Below are 13,648 nucleotides of genomic sequence, written 5' to 3'. Positions count from 1 at the left end.
CTATGCCGGCAGCTGGAAGAACCAGTTGGCGAACAGCACGATGGCAAGGCCGCCAGCGATTGCCAGATAGGGCAGGATGCCTGCCTTCTTGACGCCGAGATCCTGGCCGACCAGGCCGAGGTCGTCCATGGCGCCGGCCGGGAACTTGCCGCCATCGCGGACATAATGCCGATAGGCGAAGACCGGCAGGATCAGGGCCGCAAAGGCGAAGCCGACCCAGAGCGCGTTGGCGTAGCCCCAGACCTTGGCGCCGGCACCGAGGAAGAGGGCGTTGACGAAGGCGAGGATAGTGTTGAGGCCGATCAGCCAGGTCGGCGCCTTCCACGGACGCTCGATATGGCCGGAGTCCATGCGGTGGATCCAGCCGGAGTTGAGGTTCAGGAAGTTGAAGATGATATAGCCGACGTTGGAGACGGCGAGCACGAAGAAGTAGCCGCTTGCATCCGAGGCGATCGCCAGAAGGCAGAGATTGAAAGCGAAGTCCGTCCACATCGCCCTAGTTGGGGCGCCGTTCTCGTTCACATGGTCGAGATATTTCGGCAACCAGCCGTCCTTCGAACCCTGGTAGAGCGTGCGCGAGGAACCGGCCATCGCCGTCATGATGGCGAGGAAGAGCGCCAGGATCATCAGGATAACGAGAAGCTGGGTGACGATGCGGCCAGCACCGATCAGGCCGCCGAGCGCTTCCGCCACACCGGTGCCGTCAACGATGCCCGGCGCCAGCATGCCGGCATGGCCAAGCACGCCTTGGAAGGCGAAGGGCACGAGGAAGAAGAACAGGCAGCAAACGAGGCCGGAATAGAAGATCGCCTTGAAGGTGTCGGTCTTCGGGTTCTTAAGCTCGCGCGTATAGCAGACGGCGGTTTCAAAGCCGTAGGTCGACCAGGCCGCGATATAGAGACCGCCGAGGAAGAGCGTCCAGCCGCCATTGCTCCAGGTGCCGTCTGAGCCGGCATAGGCGGCTGTCGGTGGCACGAGGCCGGTGACGTTGGAGGCGAGGATCTGGCCGCTGACGATCGGATAGAGGCCGATAATCAACAGCGGCACGAGGACGATGATCGCCAGCCATTTCTGGACGCTTGCCGTTTCCGAGATGCCACGATGCTGGATCGCGAAAATGATCAGCATCAGGATGCCGCCGATGAAGAAGGTGGCATTGACGTTGGCGGTGGCAAGGAAGGGAATGTTGAAGCTGACGAGCGACCAGCTGCGGATCGCCGGCGTCAGTGCGGCAACGCCGTCGGCACTCAGCAGCGCGGTAACGGCATCCGCCGGAGCCGTGCCGGCATGAGCGGCAATATATTCGGCAACGCGGGGGCTATCGGCCGCGATGGATGTGGCATGGGCGCTGATCCAGGCGACGACAGCCTGCGAATCCGCCGCCGGGATCGGATAAAAGGCGTTGAGAATATAGCCGGCCGCGATGGCGCAGCCAAGCGAGAGCACCGGCGACCAGGCAAACCAGTTGCACCAGACGGAGAGCGGCGCGATGAACTTCGAATAACGCAGCCACGCGGTCGCGCCATAGACCGAGGCGCCACCGGACTTGTTGCCGAACATACCGGCGATTTCCGCGTAGGTGAAGGATTGCAGGAACCCCATGACCATCGAAATGATCCAGACGGCGAAAGCAAGCTTACCCGTCGTGCCGGCAATACCGCCGATGGAAAAAAGAACAAGCGGCGGCACGCCCGCAGCCACCCAGAATGCGCCCTTCCAGTCGAGCGCGCGTATAAGCTTACCTTCGGTGCCAGCAGGAGCGCTGGCGTCCACAATATCCGTCATCGGTGCAGTTCCCCATTTATTGTTCCGGACGTATCTGTCGTACGTCTCCCTGAACGTGCCTCCCATGGCATTTCAGGCCCGCCGGTGGTTTTGAAGATCCGTGTTTCCTGCACGGATTTCCGAGTCTAGGCCCTTTATAGATAGTGAAGATATTTTCTTTTTAGTCAATATCACTTTACTTTCGGAAGGCATTTTGTCAGCATGATTCGAGTGCCGGGAGGCACATCACTCCCCGAGAGGGCTGCATGCGAGATCTTCATCCGACGACTGCCGGAGTGCGGCCCGTTTCGGCCAGCATCATTCACTATCCCGGCATTCCGGTGCTGCCGCCGAATACCGAGCGCTACCGTTGCAAGGGCGGCGGATCGCTGGTTGTGCGCGTCGAGCCGGGCGACCATGTCACGGTGACCGACAGTGAGGGCGGGCAGGCCTGTGAGCTGTCCTTCCTTGATGAAAAGGGCCGGTTTCAATCGGCAGGCCTCGGGACGGCATTCACCGGTCATGCGGATGGCCTCAAATCCATTCTGTCCTCCAAGGAGGAAGGCGTCCAACGCACGCGCGCGGCCTTGCAGCGGCGTGGTGCCGATCTCGCCAAGGCCGGCGCTGTCAGCCTCTTCGGAGCTGCATCGACGCCCGGCAGTACGGCTGAGTTCACCATCGCGCTGAAGGGCCTGTTGATTGTCGCCGCTCCGGGCGCCGCCATGTCGCCGGAGGCACAGGAGACCGTCACGCCGATCGAAGTCAGGATCCGGCGCAGTCAACTTATTCGCGATTATGCCTCCGCCCTGCCGGAGCCTTTGGCAGATCCGATCGAGGATGTCCGTATCAGGGCTGGAGCCGCCTCCGCCTACTTCGTCCGCGCCGGAGAATTCATCCAGATCATCGACGTCTATGGCCGGCAATGCACCGACTTCCAGGCCTTTGCCGCCCGCAAGGTGGACAAGGGGCTCGATCTCGCGCTCGATTCCACCGTCACCCGCACCCTGCTCGGCCGCAGCTATCCCACGCCCGGCCTGCCCTCGAAAGCCTTCGACCGCGATTTCGAGCCGCTGGTGGAGATCGTGCAGGATACGGTCGGACGCCACGACGCCTTCGCGACCGCCTGCAATTCACGCTATTACGACGACATGGGCTATCCCGGCCATGTGAACTGCACCGACAATTTCAACGCGGCGCTGGCGCCCTATGGCATAGCCGGCCGCAAGGGCTGGGAAGCGCTCAACTATTTCTACAACACCAATATCGACCACAGTAATCAGCTCTATCTCGATGAACCCTGGTCGCGGCCAGGTGACTATGTGTTGATGCGGGCGCTGACCGATCTCGTCTGTGTCTCCTCCTCCTGCCCCGACGACATCGACGCGGCGAACGGCTGGGACCCGACGGATATCCACGTCCGCACCTTTTCCGGAAAAGAGAAATTCACACGAGCGGTAGCCTATCGCATGACCCCTGACGCCGACGCCGAACTGACGCGTGAAACCGCGTTCCACCCTCGCCTCTCTGCCCTCACGCGGGACTACACCGAATATCGCGGCTTTTGGCTGCCGAACCGCTTTTCCTCCGAAGGGCCGGTCGAGGAATATTGGGCCTGCCGAGAAAAGGCCGTCGTCATCGACCTCTCGCCGCTTCGCAAGTTCGAGGTGACGGGACCGGACGCCGAGGAATTACTGCAATATTGCCTGACGCGCGACGTCCGCAAGCTGTCGACCGGCCAGGTCGTCTATTCCGCCATGTGTTACGAGAATGGCGGCATGATCGACGATGGCACACTGTTTCGCCTCGGCGACAAGAATTTCCGCTGGATCGGCGGTGATGATTATAGCGGCATCTGGCTGCGCGAACAGGCGGAGAAGAAGGGCTTCAAGGCCTGGGTCCGCTCATCGACCGATCAGATGCACAATATCGCTCTTCAGGGGCCGAAAAGCCGCGATATCCTCAAGGAGATCATCTGGACGGCGCCACGCCAGCCGACGATCGGCGAGCTCGAATGGTTCCGCTTCGCCGTCGGCCGCATCGGTGGCTTCGAGGGCGCGCCCGTCGTCGTCTCGCGCACGGGCTATACCGGCGAACTCGGCTATGAAATCTTCTGTCATCCGAAGGATGCACTCACCGTCTTCGACGCCGTCTGGAAGGCCGGGGAGCCCTATGGGCTGAAGCCAATGGGGTTGGAGGCGCTGGATATGGTCCGCATCGAAGCGGGTCTGATCTTTGCCCACCACGAGTTCACCGACCAGACCGACCCCTTCGAGGCCGGCATCGGCTTTACCGTGCCGCTGAAATCCAAGCAGGATGATTTCATCGGCCGCGAGGCGCTGATCCGCCGCAAGGAAAACCCGCGCCACCTGATGGTCGGGCTCGACGTCCAGGCCAATGAAGCGGTCGGCCACGGCGATTGCATCCATATCGGCCGCGCGCAGGTCGGCGTCATCACCAGTGCCACGCGCTCGCCGATCCTCGGCAAGACCATCGCTCTCGCCCGCATCGACGTTCAACATGCGGGCGTCGGCACTAAAGTCGAGATCGGCAAGCTCGATGGCCATCAGAAGCGTCTACCGGCTGTGATCGTGCCGCTATCGCATTACGACCCGCAGAAGACGCGGCCGCGTTCGTAATCTATCACTTACTCCGCCTTACGCTGAGCATTCGAGATCGCGCGCGCCGCCTCTTCCGAGGAATTGGCGAGCGTCCGCATTTCCGCAGCCAGCACCGCAAAACCGGACCCCGCCGTTCCGGCTCTCGCCGCTTCGATGCCGGCATTGACGGCGAGCAGTTTCAGGTAGCGTAGCGACTGCAATATCTCGCCAGTCTTCGAGGCCGTCACCCGCATGTCGGCGGTCTGTTCGTCGATACGCTGATAGAGCGACTCGATATTGATGATGCTGCCTTCGAGATAGAGCAGTTCTCCACCCTCGTCCCACACGCCGCCACCGGTCTCCGTCACCCATATGAAATGGCCTTCGTGGTGGCGAATGCGATATTCCATCGTCCAGTCGGTACGGCTTTCCAGCGCCTTGCCGACGACCTCGTCCATGACCGGCACATCGTCTTCGCACATGATGGAGGTGAAGGTTCGTGTCCGGTTGCCGATGATCTCATCGGCAGGATAACCGAAGACGCGTTCGATACCGTTGGTCATCTCCAGCATCGTATAATTTTCATCCGCGCGGCAGCGATAGAGAAAGCCATTCATGCGGCCGAGAATGCTTGTTTGGAAATCCATGACGACCATGCCCGAAGAAAAAGGAGTTGCGGATCAAATTGCTTCGTCTCATCTCAAACACGCCGGCAGGGGCCGCGATGAGCGACCCTTGCCAGTTACGCAACGCTTGGGAAGGCATCAATTGCGCAGATACTCCTCCATGGAATCGTCAAGCGCCTCGACCCAAGGCGTATGATGCGTCGGCGACATGTTGCCGGTCATCAGCGAGCGATAGGCATGATCGCGGAAGCCCATGACGTTCTCCGCCTTGTGATGCTCCCACTCCATGAAGGTCTTGTTCGTGCCTTCGATATCGAAGTTTGGGTAGTCGGTTTCGGCGAGCAGCTCCTTCACATAGTCGCCCTGATACCAGATCATCTGCTCGGCATCTTCCAGCGTCTCCTCGCGGGCGCGCCACATGTCGAAATTCGCCTTCAGCTCGTCTTCCGGGGGCAGCTTGATGCGTCCCATCATGACGTCGCGCGCCCACCAGGCCTGCACATCGAACATGTTGAAGGTATAGAACTGGTCCTGCATGCCTATGTAGAAGAGCTGCGGGTTCGTGTCGAAGACCACGCCCTTGTAGAGGTGATCGGCCCAGAGACGGTTGGCGGTCTTCAGGCGCAGTTCGTCGGGCAGGAAGGGGAAATGGTGCTGGTATCCGGTGCACAGGATCAGCGCATCCACTTCCTTTTTCGAGCCGTCGAGGAAGTACGCCGTCTTGTTTTCAAGCTTGGTCAGCAGCGGCCGCTCCTCAAAATTCTCCGGCCATTTGAAGCCCATCGGCTTCGAGCGGTAGCTCGTCGTCACCGATTTCGCGCCGTATTTCCAGCACTGCGAGCCGATATCCTCGGCCGAATAGCTGCGGCCGACGATCAACACGTTCTTGTCCTTGAATTCCAGCGCATCGCGAAAGTCATGGGCATGCAGCACACGGCCGTTGAAGGTATTCACACCCTCAAAATAGGGCACGTTCGGCGTCGAGAAGTGGCCGTTGGCGACGACGACATAGTCGAATTCCTCGTCATACATCCGGTCCTCGACACGATCATGCGCCGTCACCGTGAACTTCTTCGTCTCTTCGTCGAAGCGCACCATGCGAACCGGCGTGCTGAAGCGCACCCATTTGCGCACATCGGCTTTTTCGACGCGGCCCTTGATATAGTCCCAGAGCACGGCGCGCGGCGGATAGGAGGCGATCGGCTTGCCGAAATGCTCCTCGAACGTATAGTCGGCAAATTCCAGGCATTCCTTTGGGCCGTTCGACCAGAGGTAGCGATACATGCTGCCGTGGACCGGCTCGCCATATTCGTCGAGGCCGGTGCGCCAGGTGTAGTTCCAAAGCCCGCCCCAGTCGGACTGCTTTTCGTAGCAGACGACCTCCGGGATCTGGGCGCCCTTCTGGGCCGCCGACTGGAAGGCCCGCAACTGGGCCAGGCCGGAAGGACCGGCGCCGATGACGGCAACTCTTGTCATGAAGCATTCCCCTTTCGATTGTATCGAATTCTTATCGCATGCGGTCGTCTTGGCGCGTCGTTGGCGTCAATCCGGGAAAGTGCCGGGGCTGGTCGGCGCCCCATCGTCATACTTTGAAAGCCAGTCGATCGTCATTTCGCGAAACCGCGTCAGGCCCTTGTAGTCGATGAGCTCCGGCGGCAGCGTGCGCAGCACGCGCGGGAAGCGACGCGCCCATTTTGGCACGGTCACGAGCTCGTCCATATTCATCAGATAGCAGCGGATGACGAAGAGGATGGCGTTCGAGCGCGGCAGGCGCCAGAGGCTCTGCAGCTCGACACGCAAATGCACCTTCTCGCCGATATTCTGCGGCGTCACCGTCAAGCGGTCCGGACCCCATTTCGGATAGTTCTCCGGGCTGGTGTCGAGGCGAGGATTGATCGTCATCGTCCAGTTGAAACGGCGCGTCGGCTTGCCCTGCTGCAGGTTCAGAAGGAATTTTAGCGCGCGGTCGAAGACCCCGATCTGGTGGGCGAGCGGCACAGGCCCATGCCATTCCATGAAATTCATGCCGATATCGAAATCGAGCGACCAGTCGGCCTGGGTCGTGACCATGCCGGCGTCCATCCAGAGATTGTTGTCGCGCTGGTCGACGATGCAGAAATCTCCCTGGGCCTGGCGGGTGATGTATTCGAAGGGCTCATAGGGCAGCGTCGATGCGTCGCCGAAGGTGAAGCTGTCGTCGATGCCGAGCGGCCGGTTGATCCAGCGCCACTGGTCGCCGTTCTTGATCAGCGTGAAATGCTCGGGGTAGCCGGCTGCCTGTTCCTCCATCAGCAGTTCCAGCGTATCCCATTGCGCCGACATCATATGCGGCAACGCCTGGTAGCGCAGCGGATCCTCCTTCAGCACCAGCGCCCGGTCGCGCATCTCGGCGACGTAATGCTCGTCGACGTCGATCAGGCTTTCATAGACCGAGCCCGCCTGCCCCTTCACATGCGGTTCCATGTTGACGGAATACATGTACTCGTCACGATCGAACGGGAACGGAAAACGCCGGATGTTTTCCGGACTGTTGCGATAGCTGAAATCGTCCCGGAACGTTTCCTGCTTGAAGGCGATTGCCATGTCCGTTCTCCTGGGTATCGGTTCGGTGCCTAGAGGTCGAGATGCAGCGTGTTTCCCTCGAAGCGGGAGACACAGATCATCACCTTGCGGCCGGAAGCTTTTTCTTCGTCGGTCAGATAGACGTCGTGGTGCAGAAGCTTGCCCTCGCAGGCGGCAACCGCTGTCTCGCACTGGCCGCAGGCACCGCCACGACAGAGGAAGGGCGCATCGACACCTGCCGCCTCGATCGCCTCCAGCATGCTCTCGTGATGGCCGACATGCACCGTCTTGGCAGAGCGCGTCAGCTCGATCGAGAAAGGCTTGCCCGGCTGCGAGGAGAGGAAGCGCTCGGAATGCAGGTTTTGCTCCGGCCAGCCGGCCTCCACACCTGTTTTCAGCACGCCATCGATCATGCCCGAGGGGCCACAGACATAGAGATGCGTGCCGAGCGGCTGGCTTTCGAGCAGGCGGGCGAGCGGAATGTAGTTCTTTTCCGCATCGCAATAGATCTTCACCCGATGCGGGCCGTAACGCGCGACGAGATCCTGGCAATAGGCACCGCGATCGAGCGAGCGTACCGCATAATGCAGCTCGAAATTGGCACCCTCGCGGGAAAACTGCTCCATCATGGCGATGAAGGGCGTGATGCCGATGCCCCCGGCGATCAGCAGATGTTTGCGGCCCCGCCAGTCCGGCTGGAAGAGGTTGACCGGATAGCTGACCTTCAGCTCGTCACCTTCGCTCACCTTCTCATGCATGAAAGTGGAGCCGCCGCGCGAATCCTCGACATGCAGCACGCTGATCTCATAGGCCGAACAATCATGCGGCGGCGACATCAGCGAATAGGCATTGCGCCTGATATGGCCAGCGTCATTCATCGAGACGATGACATGGGCGCCGCCGGAAAAATAAGGCATCGGCTTGCCGTCGAGGCGTTCGAAGCGGAAGCGCTTGATGCGATGGGCGACGGGTGTCACCTTTGCCACGCGGACGGGAATTTCAGTACCACCGCTCACAGGAACAACTCCTCGGGATCAGGCGCGCTACCGGGCTCTTCCGCATCGATATTGACACCCTGGAAGGCACCGAGGCGACGCGAATAATGATCTCGTACCAAGAGTGGAAGGCCGCAATGGCCACAGGCAAAGGGACTGTGGGTGACATCCTCGGTAATGCCTTTGCAATGGACGCACTGCACGCGGCGCGCCAGTGAGCCGCGATGTTCGGTGATAATCGAGGCATGGTCCATGCCGTAGTCGAGCGCCACCATCATCGCCTGGCCGATAAAGCCTTCCGTGCCGGCGATATAAAGCCGCGTGCCCATATGGGCGGTTGCAAGCGACCCCTTCAGGCGAAAGAGCAGCGTCGCGATGGTTGGCGCCGTGAAGAACATGTCGGCGCCGAGCCGGCGCAGGGTCTCGTCGTGACCCTTGCCCTGCGAGCCACGCGCGACATAGAGGATCTCGCTGCGCGACAGGGCGGTATCGTCAAGTGAGGACTTCTGGTCGAGGAGGGCATTGCCCCCCTCGCCTTCGAGCGCAAAGATATGCCGCCGGGCGTGCGGCTGGATGGAGAGGCCCTTGTAGACCGGCCGGCTCTTGATGCCTTCGACGAGCATAGGCGCGCCTCCTTAACCCACGGCCGTCCTCTTCTTCTTTTCCGGATCGTCGAAGGGCAGCGTATGGGCAATCGCACTTGCCGTGAGCGTCTTGCCGCGCACCTCAAGCTTAGTGCCCTGCACCGCCTTGTCGACATCGAGGCGAGCGATGGCCATGGATTTCTTCGTCAGCGCAGAATAGCACGGGCAGGTGATGACGCCGACCTTTTTGCCGTCAGCAAAGACCTCGTCGCCGAGATCGGCCGGGCCATCGGCATCGATCAGCATGCCGAAGATCTTGAAGCGTTCCTTGCCCTTGAGACGGGCATGCTCCTCGGCACCCCGGAAGCCTGTCTTGCCGGGGCTGACGGTGAAATCGAGCCCGAGTTCCCAGAGGCTGTCGCCAGGCGGCTGGTCAGCGAAGGGATACATCTGCGAATTGTCGTAGGGATAGAAGAGCAGGTAGCTTTCGACGCGCAGCATGTCGAGAACGCTGAAGCAGCAGGGAATGATGCCCATCTCCTTGCCTTCGGCGACGATGCGATCCCAGACCATCGGGGCATCCTGACCACGCACGAAAATCTCGTAGCCACGCTCGCCGGTATAGCCGGTGCGCGAGATCATCACCGGTGCGCCGAACAACGTCGTCTGCATGTGATGGAAATATTTGAGATCGCGGATGCCGGGCACATATTTGGCGAGATAATCGACCGCGACCGGCCCCTGCAGCGACAGATCATGCAGGTCGTCATCGAAGAGGATAGCGCAGTTGCGGCCCGCTGCCTGCTTGACGAGTTCCTCGTGACCGGAGCCGGAGCCGTGAACCAGCATCCAGGAATTCGGCCCGGTGCGGTAGACGATGCAGTCGTCGGTGAAATAGCCGCGATCGTTCAGCATCGCGGCATAGACCGAGCGGCCGGGATAGATCTTCGACATGTCGCGGGTGGTGATAGCGTCAAGGATGGCGATCGCATGCGGGCCGACCAGATGCACCTTCTTCAGGCCCGAAACATCCATGATACCGGCCTTGGTGCGGATCGCGACATGCTCTTCCGACATGTCCTTCTCATAGGTCCAGGCGGTTCCCATGCCGCTCCAGTCCTCGAGTTTCGATCCCAGGGCACGATGCCGATCCGCCAAGGCGGAGAAACGCCATGATAATGCCATTTCCGTTCCCTCATTTTCTTCTATGGAATATTTATTTCCTGACTATATTCGTCTTTCGCGCCGTGGCAAGCCGATCCTCAAGTTTTTTGTCGGCCTATCCGGCAACATTCGCAGTCAGAACTTCGGCACCGTCTTCCCCACAGCCCGATGAGCGGCAATGACGGTATTGGCCATCAGCATGGCGATGGTCATCGGCCCGACACCGCCCGGAACCGGCGTGATCACGGCGGCAACATCGGAAGCCTCGGCAAAGGCGACATCACCGACCAGCCGCGTCCTGCCCTCGCCGCGCTCAGGTGCCGCAATGCGGTTGACACCGACATCGATCACCGTGGCACCCGGCTTGATCCAGTCGGCCTTCACCATCTGCGGTTGGCCGACGGCCGCCACCAGAATATCGGCCGTGCGAGCAACGGTCGGCAGATCCTTCGTGCGCGAGTGTGCCGTCGTCACCGTCGCATTGGCGTTGAGTAGCAATTGCGCCATCGGCTTGCCGAACAGGTTGGAGCGGCCGATCACAACCGCATTCAACCCCGACAGATCCTCACCGTGGATACGGCGTACCAGCAGCAGGGCGCCGGCCGGGGTGCAGGAGATCAGACCGGTTGCAAGATCGCCAGTGGCAAGCTTGCCGGCATTGACCACATGCAGACCGTCGACATCCTTCTGAGGCCAGATCGACTGGATGATCGGCTCCGAGTTCAGGTGCTTGGGCAGCGGCAATTGCACCAGGATGCCGTGGATGGATGGGTCTTCGTTCAGCGACTGGATGAGCTTTGCCAGCTCTTCCTGCGTCGTCTCGGCCGGCAGCGTGTGCTGGATGGACTTGAAGCCGCATTCCTTGGCCATCCTGCTCTTGGAAGTCACATAGCTATGGCTGGCCGGATCGTCACCGACGATCACCACCGCAAGACCGGCCTTCACGCCCGTCTCCGTCTCCAGAGCTAACGTTGCCGTCTTCACCGCCTCGATCACCGAAGCCGCCACCTGCTTGCCGTCGATCACGGTTGCCGCAGTCATGATTTACCCCATCCTCTCCGAAGCATAGCTTCCCGGGCTTGCCGGGAAGACGATGGTGCGGTTGCCGTTGAGGAAGGTGCGGTAGTGGATATGCGCATGGATGGCCCGCGCCAGCACCTGGCTCTCGACATCCCGACCGATCGAGACGTAATCGTCGGCCGACTGCGCATGGGTGATGCGTGCCGTGTCCTGCTCGATGATCGGACCTTCGTCCAGATCGGCAGTGACATAATGCGCCGTCGCTCCGATCAGTTTTACACCACGCTCATAGGCCTGTTTGTAGGGGTTGGCGCCCTTGAAGCTCGGCAGGAACGAATGGTGGATGTTGATGATCCGGCCGGACATTTTTTGGCACATGGAATCCGACAGGATCTGCATGTAGCGGGCGAGCACGATCAGTTCCGTGCCGGTCTGTTCGACCACATCCATGATCCGGGCTTCCGCCTGCGGTTTGTTGGCCTTGGTCACCGGAATATGGTGGAAGGGAATGTCGTGGTTGACCACCACCTTCTGGTATTCGAAATGATTGGAGACGACACCGACGATGTCGATCGGCAGTGCCCCGATCTTCCAGCGATAGAGCAGGTCGTTGAGACAATGGCCGAAGCGCGACACCATCAGCAGCACCTTCATGCGCTTCTGGGTGTCATGGATCTCGGCCTCCATCTCGAACTTGCCCGCGATCGGCTTGAAGCCTTCGACCAGCGCCTCCTGTCCGACCCCTTGCTCGGAGATGAAGCTCACCCGCATGAAGAACTTGCCGGTATCGAGATCGTCGAACTGGCTGGAGTCGACGATGTTGCAGCCCTGGTCGGCCAGATAGTTGGCGATCGCAGCAACAATCCCCCGTGTCGATTGACACGATACCGTGAGTACGAACTTCTCCATGTCCATTTTCCTTCGCCGTCCCAGGCAGAATATCCACGTCAGGCCGGAGTTTCAGGCTCCGGCCCATGCGCTCATCCTATGGAATGCGGTGCCTACGCTCAGATATCGAGCGTGCTGTCGCGTTCCCATTGTGTGAAGTGCGAGCAATAGGAATTCCACTCTTGATGCTTGAGCTTCAGGTAAGCGGCAGAGAATTCCGAGCCGATCGCTTCCTTCAGGCCCTCGTCCTCGTCATAGGCGCGAAGCGCATCCAGCAGGTTGAGCGGCAGGCGCGGCGCGTCCTTCACCAGATGCCCCTCGGCATACATGTCGATATCGTGATGCGGGCCGGGATCGGCCTTGTTGCGGATGCCGTCGAGGCCGGCGGCGATGATGATCGCCTGGAGCAGATAGGGATTGACGGCACCGTCCGGCAGCCGCAGTTCGAAGCGGCCGGGGCCGGGCACACGCACCATATGGGTGCGGTTGTTGCCGGTCCAGGTCACCGTGTTCGGCGACCAGGTGGCGCCCGAAGTGGTGCGCGGCGCATTGATGCGCTTGTAGGAATTGACAGTCGGATTGGTGATCGCGGCCAGCGACGAGGCATGTTTCATGATGCCGCCGAGGAACTGCTTGCCCTGCGCCGAGAGACCGAATTCCGCTTCCCTGTCGGCAAAGACATTGGTCTTGCCGTCATTGCTCCACACCGAGATATGGCAATGGCAACCATTGCCGGTCAGGCCCTTGAAGGGCTTCGGCATGAAGGTCGCGCGCAGCCCGTGCTTTTCGGCAATCGACTTGACCATGAACTTGAAGAAGGAGTGTTTGTCGGCGGTCTTGAGCGCGTCGTCGAACTCCCAGTTCATCTCGAACTGGCCGTTGGCATCCTCGTGGTCGTTCTGATAGGCGCCCCAGCCGAGTTCCAGCATGTAGTCGCAGATCTCAGCGATGACATCATAGCGGCGCATGACGGCCTGCTGGTCGTAGCAGGGCTTTTCGGCGGTGTCGTATTCGTCCGAGATTTTCGAGCCATCAGCAGTGATCAGGAAGAATTCGGCTTCGACGCCGGTCTTCACCCGCATGCCCTCGGCCTCAGCCGACTTCACAAGCTTTTTCAGTACGTTGCGCGGTGCCTGGGCGACAAGTTTGCCATCCATCCACAAATCGGCAGCAACCCAGGCGACCTCTTTCTTCCAGGGAAGCTGGATGACGGAGGATGGATCCGGTACGGCAAACAGGTCCGGATGGGCGGGCGTCATGTCGAGCCAGGTGGCGAAACCGGCAAAACCGGCGCCCTCTTCCTGCATCGCGGCAATCGCCTGCGCCGGCACCAGCTTGGCGCGCTGGCCGGAAAACAGATCCGTATAGCTGATCATGAAATATTTGATGCCTTTGTCTTTGGCAAAAGCAGCAAGGTCCAGTGTCATTCTCGTTCCCCTTTGGATTTC

The 13,648-nt window shown here is 60.4% G+C and carries 11 protein-coding genes; 1 reads left to right on the top strand and 10 read right to left on the bottom strand.

The window, feature by feature from the left end:
• Positions 1-1,785 (bottom strand): trimethylamine N-oxide permease, encoded by a 1,785-nt coding sequence (locus AC1RO0_RS28480; protein ID WP_371110864.1) that lies wholly within the window; start codon positions 1,783-1,785, stop codon positions 1-3.
• Positions 1,786-2,030: 245 nt separating this feature from the next.
• Here AC1RO0_RS28480 and AC1RO0_RS28475 point away from each other — a divergent pair, with 245 nt between their 5' ends.
• Entirely contained in the window at positions 2,031-4,400 is a 2,370-nt protein-coding gene (locus AC1RO0_RS28475) for a trimethylamine N-oxide demethylase (RefSeq protein WP_498595907.1), read from the top strand.
• A gap of 8 nt (positions 4,401-4,408) precedes the next feature.
• Here the strand turns inward: AC1RO0_RS28475 and AC1RO0_RS28470 are convergent, their stop codons facing one another.
• The 9 genes from AC1RO0_RS28470 to glnT form a co-directional block, all read right to left on the bottom strand.
• Complete coding sequence (locus AC1RO0_RS28470) at positions 4,409-5,008, bottom strand: PAS domain-containing protein (RefSeq protein ID WP_498595906.1); 600 nt, start codon at positions 5,006-5,008, stop codon at positions 4,409-4,411.
• 117 nt (positions 5,009-5,125) lie between these two features.
• Positions 5,126-6,463, bottom strand: a complete 1,338-nt coding sequence (locus AC1RO0_RS28465) for a trimethylamine monooxygenase (protein WP_498595905.1) — start codon at positions 6,461-6,463, stop codon at positions 5,126-5,128.
• A gap of 66 nt (positions 6,464-6,529) precedes the next feature.
• Positions 6,530-7,570 (bottom strand): heme-dependent oxidative N-demethylase family protein, encoded by a 1,041-nt coding sequence (locus tag AC1RO0_RS28460; RefSeq protein ID WP_498595903.1) that lies wholly within the window; start codon positions 7,568-7,570, stop codon positions 6,530-6,532.
• A gap of 29 nt (positions 7,571-7,599) precedes the next feature.
• Complete coding sequence (locus tag AC1RO0_RS28455) at positions 7,600-8,565, bottom strand: PDR/VanB family oxidoreductase (RefSeq protein WP_498595902.1); 966 nt, start codon at positions 8,563-8,565, stop codon at positions 7,600-7,602.
• Complete coding sequence (locus AC1RO0_RS28450) at positions 8,562-9,167, bottom strand: dimethylamine monooxygenase subunit DmmA family protein (RefSeq protein WP_498595901.1); 606 nt, start codon at positions 9,165-9,167, stop codon at positions 8,562-8,564. The genes AC1RO0_RS28455 and AC1RO0_RS28450 overlap by 4 nt, the downstream gene beginning before the upstream one ends.
• Positions 9,168-9,179: 12 nt before the next feature.
• Complete coding sequence (locus AC1RO0_RS28445; protein WP_498595900.1) at positions 9,180-10,313, bottom strand: aminomethyl transferase family protein; 1,134 nt, start codon at positions 10,311-10,313, stop codon at positions 9,180-9,182.
• Between the two features lie 114 nt (positions 10,314-10,427).
• Entirely contained in the window at positions 10,428-11,333 is a 906-nt protein-coding gene (folD, locus tag AC1RO0_RS28440; protein WP_498595899.1) for a bifunctional methylenetetrahydrofolate dehydrogenase/methenyltetrahydrofolate cyclohydrolase FolD, read from the bottom strand.
• 3 nt (positions 11,334-11,336) lie between these two features.
• Positions 11,337-12,221, bottom strand: coding sequence for a formyltetrahydrofolate deformylase (purU, locus tag AC1RO0_RS28435; RefSeq protein ID WP_498595898.1), 885 nt, complete (start codon positions 12,219-12,221; stop codon positions 11,337-11,339).
• Positions 12,222-12,319: 98 nt separating this feature from the next.
• Positions 12,320-13,627 carry a type III glutamate--ammonia ligase gene (glnT, locus tag AC1RO0_RS28430; RefSeq protein ID WP_498595897.1) on the bottom strand — a complete coding sequence of 436 codons (1,308 nt, stop codon included), beginning with the start codon at positions 13,625-13,627 and terminating at the stop codon, positions 12,320-12,322.
• Positions 13,628-13,648 lie beyond the last annotated feature (21 nt).

The organism is Rhizobium sp. GW821-FHT14E12 (assembly GCF_058803745.1).
Note: the sequence above shows the minus strand (reverse complement) of the source record. Positions and strands in the feature narration are given on the sequence as shown.

Excerpts from the sequence above, each read along its gene's own strand:
- AC1RO0_RS28475 (WP_498595907.1), top strand. The coding sequence starts at position 2,031 with ATGCGAGATCTTCATCCGACGACTGCCGGAGTGCGGCCCGTTTCGGCC.
- AC1RO0_RS28450 (WP_498595901.1), bottom strand. The coding sequence starts at position 9,167 with ATGCTCGTCGAAGGCATCAAGAGCCGGCCGGTCTACAAGGGCCTCTCC.
- purU (WP_498595898.1), bottom strand. The coding sequence starts at position 12,221 with ATGGAGAAGTTCGTACTCACGGTATCGTGTCAATCGACACGGGGGATT.
- AC1RO0_RS28445 (WP_498595900.1), bottom strand. The coding sequence starts at position 10,313 with ATGGCATTATCATGGCGTTTCTCCGCCTTGGCGGATCGGCATCGTGCC.
- AC1RO0_RS28465 (WP_498595905.1), bottom strand. The coding sequence starts at position 6,463 with ATGACAAGAGTTGCCGTCATCGGCGCCGGTCCTTCCGGCCTGGCCCAG.
- AC1RO0_RS28460 (WP_498595903.1), bottom strand. The coding sequence starts at position 7,570 with ATGGCAATCGCCTTCAAGCAGGAAACGTTCCGGGACGATTTCAGCTAT.
- glnT (WP_498595897.1), bottom strand. The coding sequence starts at position 13,627 with ATGACACTGGACCTTGCTGCTTTTGCCAAAGACAAAGGCATCAAATAT.
- AC1RO0_RS28480 (WP_371110864.1), bottom strand. The coding sequence starts at position 1,785 with ATGACGGATATTGTGGACGCCAGCGCTCCTGCTGGCACCGAAGGTAAG.
- folD (WP_498595899.1), bottom strand. The coding sequence starts at position 11,333 with ATGACTGCGGCAACCGTGATCGACGGCAAGCAGGTGGCGGCTTCGGTG.
- AC1RO0_RS28470 (WP_498595906.1), bottom strand. The coding sequence starts at position 5,008 with ATGGATTTCCAAACAAGCATTCTCGGCCGCATGAATGGCTTTCTCTAT.